The sequence below is a fragment of the Paenibacillus paeoniae genome, assembly GCF_003388735.1.
In the GTDB taxonomy this organism is placed as follows: domain Bacteria; phylum Bacillota; class Bacilli; order Paenibacillales; family Paenibacillaceae; genus Pristimantibacillus; species Pristimantibacillus paeoniae.
In genome coordinates, this window is the sequence record NZ_QUBQ01000003.1 from 413,780 (window position 1) to 438,090 (window position 24,311).

The window sequence follows — 24,311 nt, forward strand, 5'->3', positions numbered from 1 at the left end:
TCTTTCTGACTTTAGTGAATGTGTAAGGAGCATCCTTTATGCATTCATCTGGTGCTTCCATTCCTCATGCTGCAAGCGTACTTTGCTCCATATAGCATCACGGTCTGTCATGTCGTAGGCGACCATCGTCTCTCCGAATACGTCTCCTAACACGTCAAGCCACTGGGATTGTGTGCGAAGCTCGGTTTTTATGATTCCATGATCATCTCTTTGTGCCCATATGCAGCCTCGAAGCTCGTTGCTGCCTTGCGCGTGTCTTTGGCGCAGCAAAAAGGTATTGACCCACGGTGACTCAGGCGAGGTGCTGTAATGCTCATGCTTCGGAACAAAGGCTGAGATTTGGTCTATGACCGCTGGTGCAATGTCGACCCCAAGAAAGGTTGCTTTCGGATCATGCTCCAGTCTCCATCCCCCAGCGACCACATCGGATTCCATCACTTTGTACGTATAAGGCCCTTGTTGATGAATGCCGGCAGCTAGCGGCAGTGGATCATAAGGCATGTCGCCAAGACCGGCGTCAATGATCCATCGCTCTTCTTGCTGCTGGTCATTGAACAGTGTAACGGTAAGGGCAAGATGAAAGCCGTTCACACGTGGTGACTCTCCCATGGGCTGAACTCCGGCCTGATGCCAGGCAACGCGATATCCTAGCGAACGCAGAAGCATGCTGAAGGCACCATTCAAGTGGAAGCAATACCCGCTGCGACCGTTCAAGATGAGCGATAAGGATTGTTGCGGATCGATGGAAGCAGGGCGACCTGCGAATATATCGAGAGACTGCCAGGATAGGCGCTCTACATGTGCGCGGTGAAGCTGGAACAGGTATGGAAGAGTAGGCTTCTCGATCTCGGAAATACCTAATCGATTCAAATAGCCTTTGACCTCAGATTTCGTTAACATGACAATCCCTCCTTAAAGACGTAAATGATTAGCGGAATAAATGATGATTGTTGCGTCGTTGATCTTATTTTATACTGGAACTGACTTTTATTGAACGGTCAGATTGGCAACGATATAAAAGACAGATGGAAGAGAGGAACAAACGAATGATTGAAATTGTCATATCCGACCAGACGGATCAGCCGCAATATATGCAGCTATACAGTCAACTTCGCGATCATATCCGAAACGGCATTATACGCAATGGAACGAAGCTGCCGTCTGTACGCGCTCTACAGGCACAGCTTAATTGCAGCAAGACGCCTATAGAGACCGCGTATCAGATGCTTGTAGTAGAAGGGTATGCCGTAAGCAAGCCAAGATCGGGTTTATATGCGGTTGCGCCCCATGTAGCTTCTCCATTGGATAGGCTGGCTCATCCAGAAAGTGAAAGCTTGCGATCAGACAGTCTGCCGCTCAGAGATACCCCAGCTCCTCCGTACCCAATCACTATTGACTTTGACCCTGCAGCCGTAGATAAAGAGGCCTTTCCCGTGCGTACGTGGAAGAAAGTGCTTCATGATACGTTGGAGAGCAAGGTTGCCAGCTATTGCGGCTATGGCGATCTGAAAGGTGAGTATGAATTGCGCTCTGTGCTGGCGGATTATGTGCGACAGGCGAGGGGAGTGGAGTGCACGCCTGATCAAATCGTCATCAGCGTAGGCATTGCCAGCAGCATCCGACTCCTGACGGCACTGCTTGACAGCATCAGCAGCATAGCGATAGAAGAACCAGGATTTCGGAAGGTGCGAGAGCAATTGCTGCATGAAGGATTAAAGGTAGTGCCTGTTCCCGTAGGTGATCTAGGCATCTCAGTGGAATTGGTAAAGAAAAGTGGAGCGGAAGCTGTGTATGTGACGCCTTCTCATCAATACCCTACGGGAAGCATTATGCCGTATGCGGAGCGGGAGAGGCTGCTTGAATGGGCTAACGCTACGGCCTCGTATATTATCGAAGATGATTATGACGGCGAATTTCGGTATCAGGGCAGACCAATTCCCTCTCTTCAAAGTTTGGACCGGCACGGAAGAGTAATCTACATCGGTACGTTCTCCAAAGCGTTCACCCCTGCGCTCCGTATGAACTATATGGTGCTGCCGCGTCAGCTGTCATCCCGATTGGAGTCCTTCCGCCACTTAATGCTGATTCCTTCAAGAATTGATCAAATGGCGATGAAGAGCTTTATCGAGCAAGGGCATTGGTATCGACATATCCGGCGAATGCGCAAGGTGTATCGGAGAAAGCATCATCATTTAATTGAGTTATTGAGCCAGAATTTTGGCGATAAAGTGACTATAACCGGGCATAGCGCCGGACTTCATATTGGGGTAGAAGTGCGAACAGGTCACAGTGCAGCAGAATTGCTGGAGCGTGCGGCAAAGGCAGGTGTGCGCGTCTATGATTTTGGGCACTTGTGGATGACGAATGGGCCACATGAAAGGGCAAATCCGAATGTTTACTTCGGATTCGCCGGAATTAACGAGAAGGAGATGGAGCAGGGCATTAAACTGCTTCACGAAGCCTGGAAGGGGATATAGTTGAACGCTGCCTCTGTCTAGTCTTAGGTCATTCTGTACGGTATGGCAACTTTAACTATCGGATTGTTGAAGAGGAAATAAGGTGAATGGAATTGGGCACCCCTAACGATAAAAAACCCGCAAGGGGCACTTGTAGAGTGTCCGCCTTGCGGGTAGTTGTGTCATGCTCTTATACGCGGTAGACAACAGCCTCGTAGGGCTGCAATTCCATCACGGTTTCTTGATTGGTTCTTGCGGAATGATTGCTGATGACGATATCGCCCAGCTCAGCTGCACCGCAATCTGCTGTATTGACGGTCGCCGGCTGCTCCGAGATGTTCAGAAGGACGAGCCAAGCTTCGTCGCCAAGCGTACGGGTATAAGCATAGATCTGATCATGATCGTCAAGATGAGTAGTGAAGCTGCCGTATATCATGACCTCATTGCGCTTGCGCAGTTCGATAAGTTTCTTATAGTAGTAGAATACGGAATTTGGGTCCGCCAAAGCTTGCTCGACGTTGATCGCCTTGTGATTCGGATTGACGCCCATCCACGGTTGACCAGTCGTGAAACCGCCTTGCTGCGAGCTGTCCCACTGCATTGGCGTACGAGAATTATCGCGCGACAGATGCTGCAGCTCTTTCAGTACTTCCTCCGAATCACGGCCTTTGCCGACTTCTTCCTTGTACTTGTTCTTCATCGAGATATCGTTGTATTCGTCGATGGAGGAGAAGCGGATGCCTGTCATGCCAATTTCCTCGCCTTGGTATACATAAGGCATGCCCGGCAAAGTATGAATCAGAGTTGCAAAGCAGGTAGCGGATTGTTCCCGGTATTCGGCATCGTTGCCGAAGCGAGTCACGACCCGTGTATGATCATGGTTGTTCAGGAACTGCGAGTTCCAGCCCTTGCCCCACATGCCGTCATACCAGCGAGCCTGAATTTGCTTGAAGCGCTTCATGTCCCAATAAGCCATATAGTCGCAAACTTCAAAGTGGAACATGGTATTCAATTCATTGCGATCCTCGCCAACATAGAGCAAGCCGTCCTCAGGATTGACGAACGGAATCTCACCAACAGTGAACGCATCGTAATGCTGGAGCACCTTCTCATGCATTTCCTGCAAGTATTCGTGAATCCCCGGGTTGTTGCCCAGATAAGAAATATCGGATGGGTTCTCAGCGTCCGGGAAGCCTGGAATCTTGGCCAGCAGGTTGATGACGTCCATGCGGAAACCGTCAATTCCTTTATCTAGCCAGAAGCGCATCAGACTATATACTTCCTCGCGAACCTTCTCGTTCTCCCAGTTCAGATCAGGCTGCTCGGAGGAAAAGGAATGGAAGTAGTATTCGCTCGTGGCTTCGTCGTATGTCCAAGCGGACGGAGCGAAGTAGGAGCGCCAATTGTTCGCTTCCTTGCGCCAGATGTAATAGTCGCGTTTCGAATTGTCGATCGAAGAACGTGACTCCTTGAACCAGGAATGCTGATCGGATGTATGATTCACGACCAAGTCCATAATGAGCTTCATTCCGCGATCATGTACGGCTGACAAAAGCTTGTCGAATGTACCCATCGTCCCGGCCTTCGCCATAACGGAACGATAATCCGCGATGTCGTAGCCATTGTCCACGTCAGGTGATTCGTAGCACGGATTGAGCCAAATGACGTCTACGCCCAAGCTTTGAATATAATCCAGCTTCTGATAGACGCCCTCCAAATCTCCGTATCCGTCGCCATTGCTGTCATAAAAGCTGCGCCAATATACTTGATAGACGACTGCTTCTTTCCACCAGGTTTTATTCATGTTGTTATCTACCCTTTCCAACTTCAACCGCATAGCCCGTTGTATTGCTGAGCACATTCACATGCAGGTCATCATTCGTCGTTAATCGTTGTACTTCAATGCTAAGATGGCCTTCGCCAATGGGAATTCGTTCGATCTTCAGCTTGTTCATGCCTTCAGGAAGAGCAGGATGCAGGTTAATCATGCGCTTCAAGGCATCCGGGAACAATCCCAGCGCCGTCTGCGCGATGACGACGGATACCGCCGCTGACCAAGCTTGCGGTGAGCATGTCGTCGGATAAGGAACGACGCCTTCACCTTCGTTGGTATAACCGCAGAACAGCTCAGGGAATCTTGCGTCCGCGAAGGAGCGTGAAGCTTCCAATAAGCTATCAATCAGCTGCACGGCTTCGCTTTCATAGCCGAGACGGCTTAGGCCGAGCAGGATAAATCCGTTATCATGAGGCCATACACTTCCATTGTGATAGCTCATCGGATAGTAGCCAGCGGCATCTGTACTCATCGTACGGATACCGAAGCCTCCGTTCATATCAGGTGAGCTTAGGCGCTCGGCTACTTTCGCCGCGCGTACCTTCTTCGGCAGCTCGCAGAAGAGCAAATGACCGGGATTGGAGGTGACGGAATGAACCGGATTCTGGTCTCGCTCCAATGCGATGGCGTAATACTGTTCTTCTTCCATCCAATAACGAGACTCGAATTGAGTCTGCAATTGAAGGGCTTCTTGTCGCAGCTTCGCTCCCAGCTCGGCATTTCCGAGGTGGTCATAGATAGCGGCAAGCTGCTCCTTGGCGTAATAGACATAACCCTGAACTTCGCTTAGCGCGATAGGGGAGGTGGCGAGCTCGCCGCTTGGATGGACGATGCAATTCGGCGAATCCTTCCAGCCCTGATTCGGGAAGCCTTGCTCCGCTTCTTGATGATAAGAGAGGAAGCCGCCGTATTGCTCGCTGTTCTCGTCGATCCAAGCCAGCGCTTTCGAGACAGCGGGGGTCAATTCTTGGACCAGTGCCAGATCACCTGTCCACTTCACGTATTCGGCGAGAACCACGAGAAATAGCGGTGTCGCATCGACGGTGCCGAAGTAAGGACCAAATGGGGATTGTCCCGAAGCTACTAGTTCACCGAAGCGCATTTCATGCATGATTTTGCCCGGCTGCTCGTCTCGCGTAGCGTCATACTTGGTGCCTTGCGATGAAGCAAGCGTACGTAAGGTTGCTTTGGCCGTCTCAGGTTGCAGCATCAGCATATAAAGGGAAGTAATCAAGCTGTCCCTGCCAAACGGTGCAGCAAACCATGGTAAGCCTGCTGTAGGCATCTTGCCATAGCCATAATCGGTCAGCAGCATCTTCAGATCCTGTACGCTGCGGCTGAATACGCGCTGGAATGCAGGATGATCCGTGTCCACGGTCATCGTATCTTCCTTCCAGGATCGGTAGTTCTCGGCAAGAGAAGCCAATCCGTTCTCGAAGGGAGGGAGGGACCTCTTGTGAAGCGCCTCCCAGTCTGGCGTAATCATAAAATGAATGGACACCGATTCGCGCGGCTGCAATACCTGGTTGAACCGGACATGCCCGGCTTCACTCACATCGGCAAGCTCCGAATCCCACTGAATATGAATGAAACGCTCCATGTCGTCTTTGCCAGAGTATTGCAGTGTAATGCCGTCCCTGTTGTACTCGGTATGACTGACATGTCCAACATCGCCGGTACGGTATCGGCGAACGAGGAACATATCTTGAAAGTCTGCTCCGAACAACATATCGATATCGGCTGGTCTGGCATCCGGGAAGAAGTTCGTCACGGTAATTCGTTCATGCAGCGATCCTTCATAGATATAGCGCTCCCGGATAATCTCCATTGCACCAACGTCTTTCGTCTGATTCATAAGCCGAAGCTTAGTATAGTAGCTTTGGTCCAGATGGGAGGAGAGCAGCTCCGGCAGCTCTCCATTCATTCTCAATTCCATCTCGCTCAGGAAGCGAGTATCTCTTGCATAGAGACCGTAACCGTCCTCAGAGCCTGCGGACATATCTCCGTTAGGCGCTGTCAGGCAGAACAAATCTCCTTCTTTCATTACGCAGTTATTCATGTTGTCAGTTCCTCCTGCTTACTTCACTGCGCCTTCGGCGACACCTTTAATGATGTGTTTTTGTGCTATGAAATAGAAGATGACAACCGGAATAATGGACAGCACGAGGCCGGCCATCGCCAGGTTCCATACAATCGTAAACTCTCCAAAGAAGTAGAACGTGGAAAGCGGAATGGTACGCAAGCCTTTATCCGAAAGAGTCAGGGATGGGAGCAGATAGTCGTTCCACATCATGATGACGTCCAGAATGGCAACGGTAATCGTGATCGTCTTCAGCATCGGAAATACGATGCGCCAGAATACGCCGAACTTGGTGCAGCCGTCAAGCGTAGCGGCTTCTTCGAGCGCAATTGGAACAGACTTGATAAAGCCGTGATACAAGAAGACAGCCATACTTGCATGGAAGCCTACGTTCATGAAGATCAGGCCGCCGTGCGTATTAAGCATCGGGATATGCAGAGTATTGCCAATCCAGCCCATGACCTGCATAAGCGGCATCATAAGTGTCTGGAACGGAATAAGCATGGTCGATACGAGCACCATGAAAATGATCTGGCTCAGTCTGTTGTTCGAGCGTACGAGCATCCATGCAGTCATGGAGGCCAGCACCACGATGAACAGAAGAGAGATGAGCGTAACGAACAACGAGTTGCCGAACGCCGTCAGGAAGTTCATCTTCTGCATCGCTTGAGCATAATACTCAAAGCTGAAGGAGGATGGCAGCGCCAGAGCGTTCTCGTACAGCTCGGATCGAGTTTTGAACGAGTTCACGATCATGATGTAGATCGGCGACAAAAAGAGGATGGCGATGACGACAAGCAAGGCTTCCAGAATAAATTTGCTTGTTTTCTTCATTACATTTGCACCTCTCTTTTCTTCGTGATGTACACCTGAACAAGCGTTACTACGGCTACAATTACGAAGAAGACAATCGCTTTCGCTTGACCGATACCGTAACGGCTATAGCCGAAGATTTCGTTGAAAATGTTCATAGCGAACATTTCAGTGGAGTTGATCGGACCGCCGCCGGTGAGCGACAGGTTGACATCGAATATTTTGAATGCGCCGGATAGCGTCAAGAATAGGCAAATGGTAAAGGATGGCATCAGCAGCGGGAAAATAATCTTGGTCAGTCTGTGCCAAGCATTGGCTCCATCGACCTTCGCCGCTTCCATCATGTCATCAGGAATGCCTTGAATTCCCGCAATGTAAATAATCATGGTATAACCAGCCATCTGCCATGCAAACACGACCGCAATCGCGTACAGGGCATAATCGGGATTAAGCAGCCAGTTGAAGAAGACGCCGCCCATGCCTGTATTTTCCCCGACATACTTGAATACATCGGTAAAAATAAATTTCCAGATGTAACCTAAAATCAGGCCGCCGATCAGGTTCGGCATAAAGAACAATGTTCTTGCAATGTTGCTTGTGCGCAGCTTGGATGTCACAAGCAGAGATAGGGCAAGGCCCATGACATTGACAATGATAAGAGCTAGAAATGTAAATTTAATCGTGAGCCAAGCCGACTTCATAAAACGTTCGTCTTGGAAGATATGAACGTAGTTGTCGAAACCCACAAATACCTTCGGATTGGCCGGGATACCGTCCCAGCTAATGAAGGAGTAATAGATGCCTATGGCAAAGGGGATGAGGACAACGATGGAAAAAATCGTAAGCAGGGGCAATGTAAATAAAGCGTACCAGGCTCTATTTTTGCTCGCATTCATGTGCATTCACTCATTTCGGAGTAATTTCGGTCCGTACGGAAGTTCAAAGAGAGAAAACTAACCTGGACCCTGCCAGGTTAGTTTTCCGTTAATCAGCATTTGCCGGTTATGACAAGAGAAGCTTATTGCTTAGGAGCTTTCGCCCATACTTCGTCAAGCTTCTGTAGCAATTGTGCGCCAGTCATAGACTTGTTCAGGAAAAACTCTTGTGTAACAGGTGCCAGATCGTTCTGGATGATGCCTTGCGGGAAGTGAGTCAGAGCCCAAGGAATGGTGTTGCCGCTCACTGTAGCTTCGGATACCGCTTGGGACAGCGGATCCAGATCTTTTGTTTCGATATTCGTCATCGCTGGAATGAATTTGAATTCGTTTACGATGATGTTTTTGCCTGTCTCGCTGTTGTACAGCCATTCCAGGAATGCGTTAGCCGCTTTAATCTGGTCGGCGGATGCTTTGTTGTTGATAACCCAGATCCCAGGGATATCTACAGCCAGCTTCGTGTTGCCTGCAAGCGGCATAGCCATCATGCTCGCATTAATGTCCTTGTAGTCTTGCAGCATGCCGTAGCTCCAGTTGCCTTGGTGGACAATAGCTGTCTTGCCGGTTGCGAAGTCGCCCATTTGCGTATCGTAAGTGACTTCAAGCGGATTTTTAGCCAGGTCGCGAATGGCTTCCATGAATTGACCAAACTCTTGGAATTCTTTTGTATCAGCCATCTTCACTTCGCCTTTGTTCAACTTCTCGATGAACGCTACAGGATCTGCTTGAAGAGCGAAAGGCGTGTTCAGGATGTGACCGATTAGGAAGTATGCTTCCTGAGAAAGGCTGAAGCCGTTAATGCCTTTGGCTTTGCTTTCTTCCAGGAATGCCTTGAAGGATGCAAGGTCCGTAATTTTGGCAGGATCAACAAGGTCTTTGTTGTAGACGAAGCCGAAGCCTTCTACGCCAATCGGAACACCGATGTTCTTGTCGTCAATCTTCACGTCCATGTTCGGAGCGATGTTCTTAATGTAAGACTCATTGCTCATGTCATAGTAGTAAGATTTGAACTTGTTGGTCTCTGCACCGGGTTGAACGCCGAAGATTGTAGGACCTTCGCCTGCGTTCAGCTTCGCTTGAAGCTGAGTCAGGTAGTTGTCGCCAGCGGAACCCCAAACCTCGATTTCGTTGCCTGTTTCTTCCTTATACTTCTTGGCCATTGCTTCCAATTGGTCTGCGATTTCAACTTTGGATTGGAACAGCGAGATCTTAGGAAGCTTCTGGCTTCCGCCTTCGCCGTTTGAACCGCCGTTATTGGTATTGTTCCCGCCGCATGCAGCGAGGATGGTAAGTAGCATAACGGAACTGATCATGATGGAAATAAAGCGCTTTACATTTGTCACTTGCAAGGTCCCCCTTTTGATGGATGTACCATTGATTATAAACAGCCAGGTGATAAAGTCAATAAAAAACTTATGAATTTTAGATATTTTACTTAATAAAATGTAGTTGTTTTAAGTAAAACTTAGACTATAATAGTAGGTAAAACTGAGTATCATTTTACTAATCGCAGAATGTGACCCTTTTTAACAGGTCCTGTCGTTTCAATGGTTTTGGTCATTTTTTCGCTGTTGAAATGTGTAGGTAAAATGATTGTAAAGTGATATAATAGGTTTTACTTATGGATTAAGGATGAGGAGGTTTACGGATGAGCAGTTTGAAAGAGATTGCCCAGCTTACGGGCGTATCTATTTCGACCGTATCCAACGTACTGAATGGACGGAAAAATGTATCGCAAGAAACAAGAGATCGAATAATGCGATGCTGCGAAGAGCAAGGTTATGTGCACGACGCCTCGCCCAAAAAATCCAAATCGGATAAAGATAAACGAATCGTATTTATTTTTAGCGATTTTGACCGCGAGTTTTATTTGAAAATTATTGAAGGGGTCAGCACCTGCCTGAACGAAAATGGGTACGACCTCATCATTTGTACAAATAAATCAAGTGATAACTTCCTGAAAAGCAACTTCGCTCGCGGAACCATTAGCCTGGACGGCAGCCTGTCGGACGAGTTCTTCCAGACGGTGGCGAAACCGGAATTCCCAGTTGTGCTTATGGACAGGGTGCTCGATAACGTCAATAAAAATACAAAAAGCGTAGTGGTCGACAATTATCCGGTGATGTGCCAGCTTGTGCAGTCTCTAGTGGACAGAGGTTTGAAGCGCTTTGGCTTCCTGGGCGGACAAGCTGCCACACTGGATAACAAGGAGCGGTTCTCCGGCTTCATGGAAACGCTGCAAGCGAACGGCATCGCCTTCGACCAGTCGTATTATTACCATGGCAATTACCGGGAGAAGAGCGGTTATCAAGCCGCTAAGCTGATGATTTTGAGCAACGACTACCCGGAAGTGTTAGTGTGCGCCAACGACAATATGGCGGTCGGTGCAATCAAGGCGTTCGAGGAGCATGGCATTTCTGTGCCGCGCGACATCTCCATTACCGGCTTCGACGATTCAGATGCAGCAGCCCTGGCAGGATTGACGACGATCAAAATTCCTCGTTACGAAAGCGGGTTTCTGGCAGCCAAGGAGCTGCTGGAATTGATCAAAGGCAACGTTAATCGCGACACAGTTAAGATCGGTGCGTCGATTATTTGGCGTCAATCTGTTCGCTCCTAAGACGGTAACTTTTTTCCATTATAGAGATGTTTGTTCCAACCAGCTTGAGCGACGGATGATCGCTCAAGCTGGTTTTTTAAGTTAAACCAAAAAGCTCTGCATGCGAGTTCATTTTAACTTACCCCGTATTTGGCTCCTCTAATCATGTTCTCCTCTGATTCCAGAACATATAGCAGTGCCGGATTCTGGAATTGCCGGAAGTGATGGTGATGGGGGAGCTGCCTTTGGAAGGTGGGTATGGTAGCTGGTCAGGGGCACACTATCCCATCAGCTCAGAAGACCTGCAGCACAGGGTAGATGTTGAGAGACAAGAAGCCGATTAACCACGGCAGAAGATTACACCATGAGCTTTGTGCCATTGGACGCATGTTTCATGCTTCAAGTCAAGGAACGAAGGAGCTGCCTCGGCAGCTCCTTACGTATTTACGCAAGTATACCTTTAAAGCAGAGCTGTACTATGAGGTGACAGCGAAAAATGAGGTTATGGGGAACGAGAGAGTGTGTGGAGGGATAACGTGTGAAAATATTGATCCATTTGGGCTAAGCTCACCCGATCCGGGTTTTTGCGCCACCATTCGCTTAAAGTAACCATTGCGGATACATGAAATTGCTGTAACTGAACAATTAACAGCATCTGTCGGAGGCTATAGTGACACGTTCATGCTGGGCTTTATTATTTCGATTATTGCCGTGGTAGTGGCTGTCTTTTTAAGGAAAAACGTAAAAGAAAAACAAACGGGTTAATCTCTTCCGCTAGTCATTAGACTGCTCTGCCGCAATAAGCAGGGCAGTTTTTTTCTATATAAGTAAAGGACGTGAGAGTGGCGATGCCAAACTCACGCCCAGATGGCGCGTCAGTTCAATATTCAATTGGTTAAAAGCATTAGGATTTTACTGAATAACGCAGTTGAACCATTTGTCCGTAACGTTTGGTCTCGGCCAGGAACAGCTTCAATTCCGGATTATCTTTCTTGAAAAGTGGAATTCCTTTTCCTAAAATTGTAGGCATCATAGTAATGATAAACTCATCAACGAGCTTGCTTTTCAAGAGTACATCGAGAATTTCGGCTCCACCGACGATCCAGATTTTAGATCCGTCATGCTCCTTCAGCTTCTCAATGAACCCTGTTACATCTCCGGTGACAAAGGTCACATGCGAAGTTGGCTCCTGTTCGGAACGTGAGAACACGTAGCACTTCTTATCTGGATAGGGAAATTGATCAGCTAATTCAAAGGTATGCTCGTATGTTTTGTTTCCCATTAACACCGTATCAATCGTCTCATAAAATTCGCTATAACCGTTGTCTCCCTCACCTTCTATCTCATAGAGCCAATCAATCTCTCCATTTTCTCGGGCAATATATCCATCTAAAGATATTGCAATGTATAATGCGACGGGGCGTTTCATTCCTGCATCTCCTTTTCGAATGTTAAATTTCTGCTGTCTATTCATCATAGTATTTATATAGGTCACCTTATGTCATATATGCTCGTAGTCATATTAGTATTAACATTTCATAATAGAAGATGTGCGGGGAAGCAAAAGCCGTTTAGGGTTTGGGTTAGACAGCGTATGAGGATCAACGATGAAACAGAAAACCTGGTCATTCGTTATTTTGGGAAAAATTTAAAATTGTGAATCGAAATGATGGGTGAATAGAGTCTAATCATAGAGAGGAGGGGTTTTCATTATCAGGAATCAGATTTTGCTTATTGAACAAGCGAAAAAAGGTGATGCGGAAGCCTTTTATCATCTTATTCATCAAAAAAAGACAGAGCTTTACCGTATGGCCTATGTGTATGTTCAAAATGAAAATGATGCCGTTGATATATACCAGCAAACGATAATTCGTGCTTTTGAAGGTTTGCCCAAGCTTCATGATCCAACCTATTTCTCTACGTGGATTACACGTATTTTAATTAATTGCAGCAAAACCTACCTGTCAAAACAAAAAAATGTAGAACTCGTTGAACCCGTACATATTGAAAATTTGAGATCCATGTCCCATTCCAATATAGAAGAGCATCTTGATTTGTGGCAAGCCCTTCAACTGCTGGATGAGAAGTATAAAACCGTACTGTTATTACGTTTTTATCAGGACTATTCCGTCAATCAAATTGCTGACATCATACAATGTCCCGAAGGAACAGTGAAAACGCATATTCGAAGAGGATTGCACATGTTGCGACAACAGTTAAAGGGGGCGTATATCGATGAATGGGTTCAATCCGTTGAAAGAAATAATTGATGCACTTCCAGTTCCAGAGGAGCGATTAACGGAAGTATTGCGCATTGAAGGGATGTCAAAAATCTTTCAACAGAAAGAACATCATGTGACAGCTCTGAAAAATATCCATTGCACCATCTATGAAGGAGAAATGGTTGCGATCATGGGTACGAGCGGCTCTGGAAAAAGCACACTGCTTAATATGATTAGTGCCATTGATAAACCGACCGAAGGTGCGCTTTTTTTATTCGGGAAGCAGGCGAACAACGTATATAGGGAACCGGAGGCCTCGAATTTCAGGAAAGAAAATATCGGCTTTATCTTTCAATCCTTTCATTTGCTAAAAGATTTGTCCGTTGAAGACAATATTGCATTGCCGCTTATTCTCAATGATATGTCAAGCAAGGAAATTAAAAAGAACGTACAAACCATAATGGAAAAATTACAAATTTCAGCTTGGCGCAAGCATCTTCCGCATGAATTATCCGGTGGACAAAAACAGCGTGTGGCCATTGCTCGCGCCATTATTACGAATCCCCCGATTTTACTGGCAGACGAGCCGACAGGAGCGCTTGATGTCAATACAACCGATGATATTTTACAGCTGCTTGTTCAGCTGCAAAAAGATATGAAGCAAACGATTTTACTTGTCACTCATGATCCATACGTGGCGACTTTCGCAAACAGAGTCCTCTTTTTTCATGACGGTACGATTGTGGATTCCTATCAGAATAGGAGAGCACCCGATGATCTGGATAACATCTTGGAAAAGTTTAAATCGAGTGCGCGAGGTGAACGCTAATGTTTACCATGCGGAGCATTGCCATGAAGCTTTTTCGTGCCGCTTGGGCGCATGTGTCCACGAGTGTAAGTATTATCGCTATTTCTATTTGCTTGATCATGACGATGAGCCTATATATTTGGAATGCAAATGCAAAAATGAAAGAAGAAATTCATGCTCAGTTTGGATATGCAGACTTAACGATTGGTTACAATCTTGATCAGGAAAAGACACTTACTGCAGGCTTGCTCGAACACATTGGATCACGGCAAGGAGTCGGCGAGATTTCCCCCGTTTCATTAACGCATACAACGGTAGATCATATGAAAACCGTCTATACCCTCGGTGTGGAGAATGATGATCTTGTGAAAAGCCGATATCATTTTGCTAGCGACCTAAAGCTGAATGAAGTCATTATATCGGAGGGATTGGCGAAGGTTTTAAAGAAAGAGATCGGGGACTCCGTTCTTGTTCACAATGAAACTTTTGTCATTAAGGAAATACTGCCAACGATGAAGTCTGCGGAATCCATGAGTTTCGTTCTTTTGCCCAACTCGATTGTGAAAGGGTGGATGCCATATGCAAACGATGAAACACAGGGTTTATTCGCTTTAATAACGGCTGATCATCCTTCAGCTTTGGGTATAGAACTTAAGCAACTAGACGGCTCATTGAGGGTTGATATTACAAGCAATGAAGGCTTTGTGAAACAGAACTTGCAGTCTTTAATGGTTTTTATCCTTGTTTTGTCGGTCTTTATTCTAATCATTACAGGCATGTTATTGCTTTCAACCTTCCAATTGCTATTCTACAAATTAAAGGAACAACTTATGGTTTTGAGATCGCTTGGTGCATCTTCCAGGCAAATTGGACGTATGATCAACACTCAGCTTTCTGTCATCGTTCTATTGGGAGTCCTATTGGGGACTGCAGCTGGCGTGCTTATCATTAAAATTTGGCTGCCCCAGCTAGTGTCCTTATTATCCTTGCCTATTGCTAAAAATAATTTTCCGGCCATTCTCGTGTTGGCTATTGCTATAGCCAGTTTTTGTTTTCTTCAACTTTTTACAAAATCTCAGGTTAAAAAAGCGATGGGGCTACTGCCATTGCAAATGGCGAGTGACAATGAAGAGGTATCTTTGAAATGGACGGCTTGGAAAAAGATATTGGTTAGTGTGATGACGATCCTTTCTCTGTTATGTTTGCTTATAGGGCAATCGACGGATAATGGGGCATTACTCATCATCGTGGGGTCACTGCTGTTATGCGGAGTGGTTCTTCTTCTTATCCCGTTGGTTTTTAAAGCACTATTACATCTCACCTTACAGCCCGTACGTGCTTTGTTAGGAAAAGAGGTCTACATGGCTTTCCAGCAATTGTTGCCGCAAATCAAAAGGAATTCGACGGTTGTGCTCAGTTTAATTGGCTTGATGGTCATCTTAATATTTGGCAGCTCCTTGTTCAAAACGGTTCAATTTAACGACCAAAGCTATATTAACGAAAGATTTAAAACATCGATCATACTAAAAAATCAAATGATAGACAGTTCGATTACACCTTCTATTGTAGAAGAAATAGAAAATCTGCCCTCCGTAACCTACGCCTATACGAAAAGTTATATTCATGGGTTGCATTTTACACATAACGGTAACCGTGTTTACGGTGATTATGCAGCCATTGATGTTGCGAAATATAGTGAGCGGGGTCTAATAAAGCCGGTCGTCGGCGATTTAACAAATGGTGTCATTATTACCGAACCGTTTGCTAAGAAACATCATCTGTCTCTGGGAGATTCACTAATGGAATTTAGTGATACGACATCACTAGTGCCATCATCGGCAGGGACATATCAAGTACTAGCGATTATTCCAGAACCTTTGAATTATGTGGGTGTGTATATCGATTTATCATCGACGATGGCGAAACAGGTGCCTCAGATGATTGCTGAAGTCATGGTGGAAACGGCAGATACACCACAGGCTATAGCGCAATTACAAGATATTTTACAACGGTACCCTACTTTCCTGTTAAGCGATAAAGAGACATTGATTAACCAGTCGAATGAAATGTTCTATCAGCGCTGGAGTCTTTTTGTAGCGGTATTTATGGTATTAATTTCGGCAACTAGCCTGGGTGTGATCCAAACCTTGCTCCATACGATTTATGTGAAGCGTAATGACTACGCTATCCAACGGCTCATTGGACTTTCACCGAATGGTTTGATGAAACTCATCCTTACACAAGTATTATCATTTGTACTGTATGGCCTAACGACAGGCACCATTCTAGGACTGATGTTAACACGCTTGTTAGCTTTCATTGATTCTGAAGCTGCATATGTTTTTGATTTTTCTACACTCCTAACGGTCAGCCTTGTCTTAATCCTCTCGATACTGTGTGTTTTTACAGCGCAAGGCTACTGGATTAGCCGAAGTAAACTGTCGATTGAAATGAAAAATATATAGACAATTATAAGCGGGTTTTGTATAACTGCACATATTAAGGCAGGAACTAGGAATGGTCTAGTTCCTGCCTTATTTTTGTCGATGACATGGATATAAATAATTTTATGGGGAGCAAAGGGGACTAGGTAGTAGTTTGCTAACATGGAGGAGAACGAATGGTAAGTATACGATTAGCTACGTTAAACGATGTGGATGAACTTGTTCAAATGTGCTGGGATATGTAATCAATGTCTACACTCGTCCTGCTTTCAGAAGTCAAGGCTTCAGATCTAAGATTCATATCGCTATGGAAAAGCACTGGTAATGGAAGCAAGGTCATTCTTTAAAGAAAGGCCCTCACTCTGTACAATCAGCTTCAAGATTCCGTTCAAGCAATGTCCCCAACCGCCACGCCATAAAGAATGGAGGGAGAGGCCTGCCATTCTTGAACCACCATTCCACTACCCCTACGATAGCCGCGCCTAAAAATTGAATATCCACATTTTCGCGGTCAGATACTCCTTGATAGCTCCCTTCAGGCATCGTATTTTCTAATTCTTGAAGAAAAAAATCAAGGAAACGATTGCGGAAAAAAGGGCTCCCTTTACTCGCTAGCAACGCAGAGAAGAATAAATAATGACTTTCAAAATACTCGAACCATACTAACCCCATATCTATAAAATCGGCGTTATCCTCTGTCGAATCGCAGAGTTCCCGTTCATCAGTTCGATAACAGCCATTTTTATGGCTTCTTGTGATTTGCGTATCCTTCGATCGACCTTTTGCACTTGAATATCACCTGCTTTTTCTTTAAATAAATACACAATGATAGAGGATTTGTGAACTAATGCACGGAAGCTGCTTTTTTAAGAATTGCAGACTTTCTATTTCTGTTTAGTTTTATACATAGTTGTTTCTTATTACACTAATGTGCATGTTACTTTCGTATATAGAAATTGAGTTAATCATGAGGACTACTCCAAGGGGGGATTTCAATGAAAATTGCAATTATTGGAGCAACAGGGGGAACTGGAAGGAAAGTGATGGAGCGGGCACTTGCATTGGGACATGAGGTTGTTGCCGTGGCTCGCCGACCAGAAGTCATTAGCCCCATCGAGCGGCTTAGTACCCGGCAGGGAGATGTATTCGATGCGTCAAGTATAGCCAAAGCCATTGCCGGTACGGATGTAGTAATCAGTTGTATAGGTCCATCCAGCAACTTCTCACCGGGTGCCGAAAAGAAGGGACTTCTGAATATTAGGGCAGCAAGGAATGTCATGGCCGCAAACTTCTCACCGGGTACGGTTATGTCGGAAGGAATCCCGAACATGCTTGCGGCCTGTGAGCGTGCTGGAGTTAAGCGTCTAGTTATGCAGAGCGGCATTAATTTGACCGATGGGAAAGAGCTTTCTGCCGTCAATCGGTGGGCGGTAGGCATAATGCGCCGCATCTTTTGGAAGGCGATCGAGGATAAGAGCATTGCCGAGCATGCGGTAATAGGGAGTGACCTGGAATGGGTCATTGTACGAGCGTCAGCGCTTAAATACGCGGGTGAGACTCTGAAATACAGGGCAGGTCCATCAGCTCGCATCGCTCCACTCCAGGCACTGTCCTATGCAGACTGTGCCGACTGCCTTGTGCGGGCGGCGACGAGTGAGCCTTCATGGATCAGAGAGATCGTTAATGTTGGGCGATAGTCCGGGATCATCCAAGACATGAATAAGGAGAATGACTATGGCAGAAAGTAAATGGACATATGATCATATTCCCAACCAGAGCGGGCGGGTTGTCCTCATTACGGGGGCAAACTCAGGGCTAGGATATCAGGAAGCGCTTATGATGGCCAAAAAAGGAGCGGAGGTTATCCTAGCAGGCCGTGACCGAAATAAAGTCCATACGGCTCTAAATACGATTGCAAAGCAGGCTCCTAACGCAAAGCTGTCCCATGTCATGCTGGATTTAGCTGATTTGAATTCTGTATCCGAGTGCGTCAAAGAAGTTCAACGGAAATATGAACGCCTCGACATGCTGATCAACAACGCTGGCGTAATGATTCCCCCTTTTTCCCATACCAAGCAGGGTTTTGAGCTTCAGTTTGGAACGAACCATTTGGGCCATTTTGCACTCACAGGTCAATTGCTCCCGCTTATTCTACAAACGCCCAACTCGCGAATCGCATCGATGACGAGTTTAGCAGGCATGGCGGGGTCTATCGATTTTAGCGATCTCCATTATGAGAATAGGCGCTATATAAAGATGCTTGCCTATGGACAGAGCAAGCTTGCGAATCTCATGTTTATCAACGGATTGGCTATTCGGTTAAAAAATGCTGGCTCAAAAACAATAGCGGTTGCAGCGCATCCTGGAGGTTCCACTACAAATCTACAGAAAAGCGGTGGATTTTTCTTTCGGCGAATATTAACGCCTTTAACTTCACAACCAGCATCTGAAGGCGCCCTTCCCATTCTTCGTGCTGTTTGTGACCCAAAGGCCGCTAATGGTTCTTTTTAGGCACCTTCCGGCTTATTCGGCTTAACCGGATCGCCGGTGGAAGTGAAAATGCCATCGAAAGCAGTGAATAAAACCCAATGTAATCAGCTATGGGATATCAGTGAACAATTAACCGGTGTATCTTATGCGAAGTTCTTACCTACGGATAGGTAGTCTGCAGTTCTATGACCCCATGTTAGGACCCGCTGCTTCGCCGGTTTCCTTCGCGGGCAGCAAACGATACGGTATAGATATGCTGCATATTTATTGATGGGTTATTCTTGGGAAAACCGTTCTATTAGCTGGAGAGTATACGGTTCCTTTTTCATCTTGGTGGAGGTGGCTCTGAAGCTACTCGGAAATGGGATACTGCCAAATAGACAAGTCTTCTCTTAGGAGAGAGCTTGTCTTTTTTCTGTGAGACAAATGATTGTGTACCCAAATTCGATGATGTAGCTGCTTTCGGATAATAGAATAAGGGAAGGCAAGAGGAACCTATTCCAGTAGGTATGGAATGCAGGGGAATTCCAGAATCAGAATACTGCCTGAAGGATAACGGACTGTCAGGAGGACAAATGGATTGAAGTTGGTTGTAAACAGTGTTACTCTAACAACGGTAAAACTTATCATCTATGCTCTTCAATACATGCAATAATAGTCACCATTTTAGTTATAAGAAAGGTCATACTATGATAAAAGTTGAAAACTTATCCTTCTCATTTCCACAAAAAGAGCTATATAAAAACATTTCATTTACGTTAGAAGAGGCACAACATTGTGCTTTTATAGGAACAAGTGGCAGTGGGAAAAGTACACTGATAGATATTCTGATGGATACAGAAAGATATTTGTTCGAGGGCCTGTTAGAGATGGAACCATCTTGTACACTCGGGTATGTAAGTCAATTCTCACATCTAGACCAAACTAAAGAAACAACCGTTTTTGAATATATCGGAGAAGAATTCATTAAGATACAAAATGAAATACAATCTATTTGTACCGAAATGGAAACATCATCGGATATTGAGCCGTTACTCGAAAAGTATCAATTAGCTTTAGACGCATTTGATTCAATCGGCGGAGATCATTTTGAAAGCAATATTAATAAGAAACTAAATCTAGCAAACCTTTTGAAGCTAAAAGATAGTAGAGTATCCGACCTGAGTGGTGGGGAATTCAAACTTATTCAAGTGATGAAGGAAATGCTTAATAGTCCCGACTTAATGATTATGGACGAACCTGATGTATTTTTAGATTTTGAAAACCTAAATGCGCTTAAAAATCTTATTAATGCTCACAAAGGAATACTGTTAGTTATTACCCATAACCGATATTTATTGAATCATTGTTTCAACAAAATCATACACCTTGAAAACATGGAAATCCAAGAGTTTGATGGGCGATATCTGGAGTATAATTTCTCACTACTTCAGACTAAAATTGAGTTACAGGAACTCACAGTCGCAGAGAAAGAAGAAATGGAAAGAAACGAGAACATTATCGATAATCTTAGAGCGATCGCAACCTATAATTCTGAAGCATCTAGAGGAAGAGCGTTGAAAGCAAGAGTTAGGTTTCAAGAGAGATTGGAAGCGCGTAGACTTAAAGCCCCATTCGTTGATATTAAGCAACCGATAATTAGTTTCGGTATTGATCATGAGATTCAAGACAGCGTGGTTGTAAATGTCAATAATTATAGTGTAGCCTTTGATGAGTTGTTGTTAGAGAATGTTAACTTTGAGATAAAATCTACGGATAAAGTAGCTCTTATCGGTGCGAATGGTACTGGAAAAACGACGTTGCTTCGAGAAATATTTAACAATAATCATGATTCCATTGAAATAAATGCGGATGCTAAGGTAGCTTATTTATCTCAACTTCAAGGTGAAATGCTAAAGGATTCCAATACAATCCTTGAAGAATTCATTGATGCTGGGTTTAACACGTATGATGAGATCAGATCGTATCTTGCAAACTATGGCTTTGAAGGAGAAATCCTTAATCAAAAGATAGCCTCTCTCTCTGGTGGAGAAAGAAATATTCTTCAGTTGGCTAAAGTTTCTGGTAGTAAAGCAAACGTATTGCTTCTTGATGAACCGACAAGCCATTTAGACACTTATACACAAATCGCGCTGGAAAAAGCTATTACAGACTATAAAGGTGCGATTATCATGATATCTCATGATTTCTATTCTGTTGTAAATGGTATGGATTATGTATTAATCATTGACGATAAGACGATTAGAAAAATGAGTATGCGAAAATTTAGACAGATGATTTATGCTAGTCATTTTGATAAAGACTATTTAGAAACAGAGCAAAAGAAAAAATCAGTTGAAATGAAAATAGAATTGGCTTTAAAAGATACTGATTTCGAACGTGCAAAAGGATTGGTAGATGAGCTAGAAGCACTGATTAAGTTGCTTTAAATAACGAAGTCGGTTACAGCGAACAGGGCTAAAGTGAATCAGTCGAGTTTTATGATAAAACATGATGTTGGCGAAAAGTATTTAATGTAGTAAAAAGACACTGATGAATAGAACCTCAGTGTCTTTTTGCTGCATTGAGTTTTTGATAGCTCTTGCTGTGGTCAGTGGTTCACTTATTATTTATGTCACGCTTGTTGATTAAATAATTATTGCGTCTTTAAGGATGAATTCAACACTTGCCGTTACAGACAGCGCGGAGATGCGTATCGCGCAAGCTGGTACAGCAAGAGTTGAGCTGAATGTAGAAGCAGCAATGCTAATAGTGACAGTAGGCATGTAGGTCACAGCACCCAACACATGTGGAGTGTTGCTCACTGTTGGTCAGGAAAGACTAATAGTTGAGATGTATTGGCGGAAATAGGTAGAGAGGGGCGCTGAACCCCTCTTTTTTGTTGGGTCTGTTATCGTGCTGTGTTGATTCTTGAACAAAAAATGACCGCCATTTATGTACAGGCGGTCATGTGATTATTACACTAACATTTACCCTTTTTGGAATATATGGTGAATTAGTATTCTTGGAATACAATTTTTGTTAGATCATTTCTAATCTGTTCCACATTTGTAGTTGATAAATTGTTCAAAATTATGATTGTAATCCTGTCATTTACATAACGGATGATCTCATTTTTGAAACCGACAATTCCGCCGCCATGAAAAAATCTTCTCCGATCCTGATCTACATCTATAAACCAACCATAACCATATCCAAAGCCATGGGGAGCGAATATTGTTTCAAGGCTTTCCCTTGTAACTAATCTCTCTGTATACAATGATTGGTCCCACTTGAATAAATCTTCAGTTGTAGAATAAAGATTTCCACCACCAATTGGGAAACTCATATCAATATACTCTGCATTAACAATGCCATTATCGTATTCATAACCCTGCGCCCTGTTAGGTATTATTTCTTTATGGTTATCACAGCCTGAATTCTTCATACCCAAGGGTGAAAAGATTTGGTTACTTAAAAAGTCTTCATAAGTAAGTCCTGTAGTCTTTTCTATAATATAAGCCAATAAAATATAGCCTGAATTACTATATTGGAATTTAGAACTAGGAACAAACTCAGGTTCCAAGTCCATTATTAAACGAACTGTTTTTTCAGTCGTGGTTGGTTGCTTCATTAATTCTTTAATATTAGGGAGTTGTGTAATATTGGGGATACCTGATGAATGTGTTAATAAATGATGCAATTTAATTTGATCACCGTATTTATATGAGGGTATAAACTTTGAGACATTATCTACTACGTTTAGTTCACCATGCTCCTGAAGTATTGTGATAGCCATTGCTGTAAACTGCTTTGTTATCGATCCAATTCTGAACTTAGTCTCAGGTGTATTCTTTACTTGGTGCTCTCGATTGGCAAAGCTATATCCACGATTAAACAATATTTTTTCATCCTTAGAGATCAACACACTTCCACTGTATTCTTCGTTCTTTTCCAAAGATGTAAAGAAATCATGAATTTCGCTTTCTAGAGTTCGCAATGATTCATCCCCCAGTATCCCAAAGTTATATCTTTTATCATATAGGAAATCATTGGTAAAACAAGCCTTATAGTTTTTTCACCGTTGTGGTAAAATAGAATTAAGGAGGTCTACTCAGATCTCCTTTTTCATTTGCAATTAAACTAAACTATCCTACCTGTAAGATTATTTACATCTATCGAATATTCAAAAAATCTCAGGCGCGTCAAACAGCCATAAACTCTATCATAGCTTGCATTTGTCTATGGCTAGGCAATGGGAGGGGGTATACAATACCTTGCTCAGAAGCTAAATATGAACGTCTGAGCAAAGAATACTATGAACCCTTACTTCATCCTGCATGTTGATGATATGATTCATCAATTATTAAAGGAGCAGTAAGACCATCAAACATGAATCCGTCAATGTCTCCTTCTATATATTTGAGGAAAAGCTTAAGCATATCAGTTGTTCTGTCCTTGACCGCCGCTGTTATCTCCTGCTTGTCTTTCCGCCCAAGCGTTTTCCATTCACGTTTCCCGTTGGTTATGCTTTTAAGTAAGCATCTCAAGCCTGTCATCTCCTTCGTATTCGAGACAAAGTGAAACCCCTCCATTTTGGCAAAGTCCTTCTTCTCGTACTGTGTTATCGGCTTGAGTTTAGGTTTTAATCGAAACTCAATTCTTGTCAAAGGTACAGAATCAACTTCAAGAACTTCTTTTAGTTGCTTCTGCTTGTTGTACTGACAGACCGTACATACTGACCTGACCGCCCCATAGTACAGGGTTGTGTTGTAACGATTGATTTTTATGTTTGTTGGCGGCGGCAATAGAAAGCAGTCTTCATATGGCGTCAGGAAGTCAAATGCAACATCCAGTCGACTAACCTTCCATCGTTCAGGCTCAATCATATTGAAAATCTCTAAAGCTTCAATCGGTGGGTTAGCAGGATTAAAAGAAAGCATAGCGTTGAAGTGACGGTAAACATATCCTTTCATCGGTAATAACCATACTGCAAAGAAGTTGGGCTTACGCTGATAATAACAATGATGAAAGTAGAGGTTACGCCGTTTACTAGGATACAGTATCTTGATGTGTTCTATTTCCTCAGCAGTTAGAGATGCAACGACTCTTAGTTTGTCTTTAACGATTCTCATATCTTCATATCCCTTCTGTATGCTCTCCTATATTACAAGGAGAGTTTTCTTTATCTGTCGGTGCTTCTCTGATGCCCACCCGAGCCTTCACTACGTGAAGTCTCATGTTAGCTTTATAGGTAAGCAGGGCATAAAAAATCGAGGATAAAAACCTGTAGTTACCTAGGAATAATATGATTTTGGTATACAAGCATTTGTATTATTCTTATAAAGCTTCGGATAATGGAGATTGTATCCACATGAAAGAACCTATTCTTGACTACTATTTTTATTCACAGGACATTCCTATGTTGGAAATTCAGACGGAGAACGAAGCTAACATTATTCAGCATAAAACATGAAGGTAACTGTAAATTTGCAGGACATTAAACATGTGATTGGAACTAACAATATGTGAGTAATCAAGGTGCTAGACTAATGAAATGATTAGGTTACTATATCGACCTAGTTATCGAGATTAAATATCGGTTCGTTGCATTAGCCGCCCGACTTGTAGGGTGTAAAAAAACAAGAAAC

General features: G+C 44.2%; 18 protein-coding genes. 8 read left to right on the top strand and 10 right to left on the bottom strand.

The window, feature by feature from the left end:
* Nucleotides 1–36: 36 nt before the first annotated feature.
* Nucleotides 37–900 (bottom strand): arylamine N-acetyltransferase family protein, encoded by an 864-nt coding sequence (locus DX130_RS18110; protein ID WP_420818534.1) that lies wholly within the window; start codon nt 898–900, stop codon nt 37–39.
* Nucleotides 901–1,046: 146 nt separating this feature from the next.
* On the opposite strand from DX130_RS18110, the gene pdxR reads away from it, so the two are divergent.
* Entirely contained in the window at nt 1,047–2,477 is a 1,431-nt protein-coding gene (gene pdxR, locus DX130_RS18115) for a MocR-like pyridoxine biosynthesis transcription factor PdxR (protein WP_116047737.1), read from the top strand.
* A gap of 169 nt (nt 2,478–2,646) precedes the next feature.
* Here pdxR and DX130_RS18120 read toward each other — a convergent pair whose 3' ends face one another.
* From DX130_RS18120 to DX130_RS18140, 5 genes are all read right to left on the bottom strand, one after another.
* Nucleotides 2,647–4,260: a glycoside hydrolase family 13 protein gene (locus DX130_RS18120; RefSeq protein WP_116047739.1), complete on the bottom strand. Its 1,614-nt coding sequence runs from the start codon at nt 4,258–4,260 to the stop codon at nt 2,647–2,649.
* A 4-nt stretch (nt 4,261–4,264) separates the two neighbouring features.
* The gene (locus DX130_RS18125) at nt 4,265–6,349 is read right to left on the bottom strand and encodes an amylo-alpha-1,6-glucosidase (RefSeq protein WP_116047740.1); all 2,085 of its coding nucleotides are present in this window, start codon (nt 6,347–6,349) and stop codon (nt 4,265–4,267) included.
* A gap of 18 nt (nt 6,350–6,367) precedes the next feature.
* A complete protein-coding gene (locus DX130_RS18130) occupies nt 6,368–7,204 on the bottom strand; it encodes a carbohydrate ABC transporter permease (protein ID WP_116047742.1) in 837 nt (278 codons plus the stop codon).
* Nucleotides 7,204–8,079 carry a carbohydrate ABC transporter permease gene (locus tag DX130_RS18135; protein ID WP_116047744.1) on the bottom strand — a complete coding sequence of 292 codons (876 nt, stop codon included), beginning with the start codon at nt 8,077–8,079 and terminating at the stop codon, nt 7,204–7,206. Before DX130_RS18135 ends, DX130_RS18130 begins: the two co-directional genes overlap by 1 nt.
* A 122-nt stretch (nt 8,080–8,201) precedes the next feature.
* A complete protein-coding gene (locus DX130_RS18140; protein ID WP_420818537.1) occupies nt 8,202–9,431 on the bottom strand; it encodes an ABC transporter substrate-binding protein in 1,230 nt (409 codons plus the stop codon).
* Between the two features lie 335 nt (nt 9,432–9,766).
* Here DX130_RS18140 and DX130_RS18145 point away from each other — a divergent pair, with 335 nt between their 5' ends.
* Complete coding sequence (locus tag DX130_RS18145) at nt 9,767–10,738, top strand: LacI family DNA-binding transcriptional regulator (protein ID WP_116047747.1); 972 nt, start codon at nt 9,767–9,769, stop codon at nt 10,736–10,738.
* An 883-nt stretch (nt 10,739–11,621) separates the two neighbouring features.
* Here the strand turns inward: DX130_RS18145 and DX130_RS18155 are convergent.
* On the bottom strand, nt 11,622–12,146 hold the full coding sequence (locus DX130_RS18155; protein ID WP_116047750.1) for a dihydrofolate reductase family protein: 525 nt from the start codon (nt 12,144–12,146) through the stop codon (nt 11,622–11,624).
* Nucleotides 12,147–12,444: 298 nt separating this feature from the next.
* Here DX130_RS18155 and DX130_RS18160 point away from each other — a divergent pair, with 298 nt between their 5' ends.
* From DX130_RS18160 to DX130_RS18170, 3 genes are read left to right on the top strand one after another with little or no spacing between them, the layout of a single operon-like run.
* Nucleotides 12,445–12,987, top strand: coding sequence for a sigma-70 family RNA polymerase sigma factor (locus DX130_RS18160; RefSeq protein ID WP_240644565.1), 543 nt, complete (start codon nt 12,445–12,447; stop codon nt 12,985–12,987).
* A 52-nt stretch (nt 12,988–13,039) separates the two neighbouring features.
* Entirely contained in the window at nt 13,040–13,768 is a 729-nt protein-coding gene (locus DX130_RS18165; RefSeq protein WP_420818538.1) for an ABC transporter ATP-binding protein, read from the top strand.
* Entirely contained in the window at nt 13,768–16,212 is a 2,445-nt protein-coding gene (locus DX130_RS18170; protein WP_116047755.1) for an FtsX-like permease family protein, read from the top strand. The genes DX130_RS18165 and DX130_RS18170 overlap by 1 nt, the downstream gene beginning before the upstream one ends.
* Nucleotides 16,213–16,548: 336 nt before the next feature.
* Here the strand turns inward: DX130_RS18170 and DX130_RS18180 are convergent, their stop codons facing one another.
* A complete protein-coding gene (locus tag DX130_RS18180; protein WP_338068647.1) occupies nt 16,549–16,863 on the bottom strand; it encodes a TetR-like C-terminal domain-containing protein in 315 nt (104 codons plus the stop codon).
* Between the two features lie 323 nt (nt 16,864–17,186).
* On the opposite strand from DX130_RS18180, the gene DX130_RS18185 reads away from it, so the two are divergent.
* The 3 genes from DX130_RS18185 to DX130_RS18195 all read left to right on the top strand — a co-directional run bounded on the left by DX130_RS18185 (nt 17,187) and on the right by DX130_RS18195 (nt 21,110).
* On the top strand, nt 17,187–17,888 hold the full coding sequence (locus DX130_RS18185; RefSeq protein ID WP_116047757.1) for an NAD(P)-dependent oxidoreductase: 702 nt from the start codon (nt 17,187–17,189) through the stop codon (nt 17,886–17,888).
* A gap of 37 nt (nt 17,889–17,925) precedes the next feature.
* Nucleotides 17,926–18,702 (top strand): oxidoreductase, encoded by a 777-nt coding sequence (locus DX130_RS18190; protein WP_206098850.1) that lies wholly within the window; start codon nt 17,926–17,928, stop codon nt 18,700–18,702.
* A gap of 668 nt (nt 18,703–19,370) precedes the next feature.
* Nucleotides 19,371–21,110, top strand: coding sequence for an ATP-binding cassette domain-containing protein (locus DX130_RS18195; protein WP_116047759.1), 1,740 nt, complete (start codon nt 19,371–19,373; stop codon nt 21,108–21,110).
* A gap of 566 nt (nt 21,111–21,676) precedes the next feature.
* On the opposite strand, the gene DX130_RS18200 is transcribed toward DX130_RS18195, so the two are convergent.
* A complete protein-coding gene (locus DX130_RS18200) occupies nt 21,677–22,660 on the bottom strand; it encodes a serine hydrolase domain-containing protein (RefSeq protein ID WP_165861347.1) in 984 nt (327 codons plus the stop codon).
* A gap of 331 nt (nt 22,661–22,991) precedes the next feature.
* Entirely contained in the window at nt 22,992–23,795 is an 804-nt protein-coding gene (locus DX130_RS18205; RefSeq protein WP_116047763.1) for a hypothetical protein, read from the bottom strand.
* Nucleotides 23,796–24,311 lie beyond the last annotated feature (516 nt).

Excerpts from the sequence above, each read along its gene's own strand:
- DX130_RS18110 (WP_420818534.1), bottom strand. The coding sequence starts at position 900 with ATGTTAACGAAATCTGAGGTCAAAGGCTATTTGAATCGATTAGGTATT.
- pdxR (WP_116047737.1), top strand. The coding sequence starts at position 1,047 with ATGATTGAAATTGTCATATCCGACCAGACGGATCAGCCGCAATATATG.
- DX130_RS18120 (WP_116047739.1), bottom strand. The coding sequence starts at position 4,260 with ATGAATAAAACCTGGTGGAAAGAAGCAGTCGTCTATCAAGTATATTGG.
- DX130_RS18125 (WP_116047740.1), bottom strand. The coding sequence starts at position 6,349 with ATGAATAACTGCGTAATGAAAGAAGGAGATTTGTTCTGCCTGACAGCG.
- DX130_RS18130 (WP_116047742.1), bottom strand. The coding sequence starts at position 7,204 with ATGAAGAAAACAAGCAAATTTATTCTGGAAGCCTTGCTTGTCGTCATC.
- DX130_RS18135 (WP_116047744.1), bottom strand. The coding sequence starts at position 8,079 with ATGAATGCGAGCAAAAATAGAGCCTGGTACGCTTTATTTACATTGCCC.
- DX130_RS18140 (WP_420818537.1), bottom strand. The coding sequence starts at position 9,431 with ATGATCAGTTCCGTTATGCTACTTACCATCCTCGCTGCATGCGGCGGG.
- DX130_RS18145 (WP_116047747.1), top strand. The coding sequence starts at position 9,767 with ATGAGCAGTTTGAAAGAGATTGCCCAGCTTACGGGCGTATCTATTTCG.
- DX130_RS18155 (WP_116047750.1), bottom strand. The coding sequence starts at position 12,146 with ATGAAACGCCCCGTCGCATTATACATTGCAATATCTTTAGATGGATAT.
- DX130_RS18165 (WP_420818538.1), top strand. The coding sequence starts at position 13,040 with ATGTCAAAAATCTTTCAACAGAAAGAACATCATGTGACAGCTCTGAAA.
- DX130_RS18170 (WP_116047755.1), top strand. The coding sequence starts at position 13,768 with ATGTTTACCATGCGGAGCATTGCCATGAAGCTTTTTCGTGCCGCTTGG.
- DX130_RS18180 (WP_338068647.1), bottom strand. The coding sequence starts at position 16,863 with ATGGGGTTAGTATGGTTCGAGTATTTTGAAAGTCATTATTTATTCTTC.
- DX130_RS18185 (WP_116047757.1), top strand. The coding sequence starts at position 17,187 with ATGAAAATTGCAATTATTGGAGCAACAGGGGGAACTGGAAGGAAAGTG.
- DX130_RS18190 (WP_206098850.1), top strand. The coding sequence starts at position 17,926 with ATGGCAGAAAGTAAATGGACATATGATCATATTCCCAACCAGAGCGGG.
- DX130_RS18195 (WP_116047759.1), top strand. The coding sequence starts at position 19,371 with ATGATAAAAGTTGAAAACTTATCCTTCTCATTTCCACAAAAAGAGCTA.
- DX130_RS18205 (WP_116047763.1), bottom strand. The coding sequence starts at position 23,795 with ATGAGAATCGTTAAAGACAAACTAAGAGTCGTTGCATCTCTAACTGCT.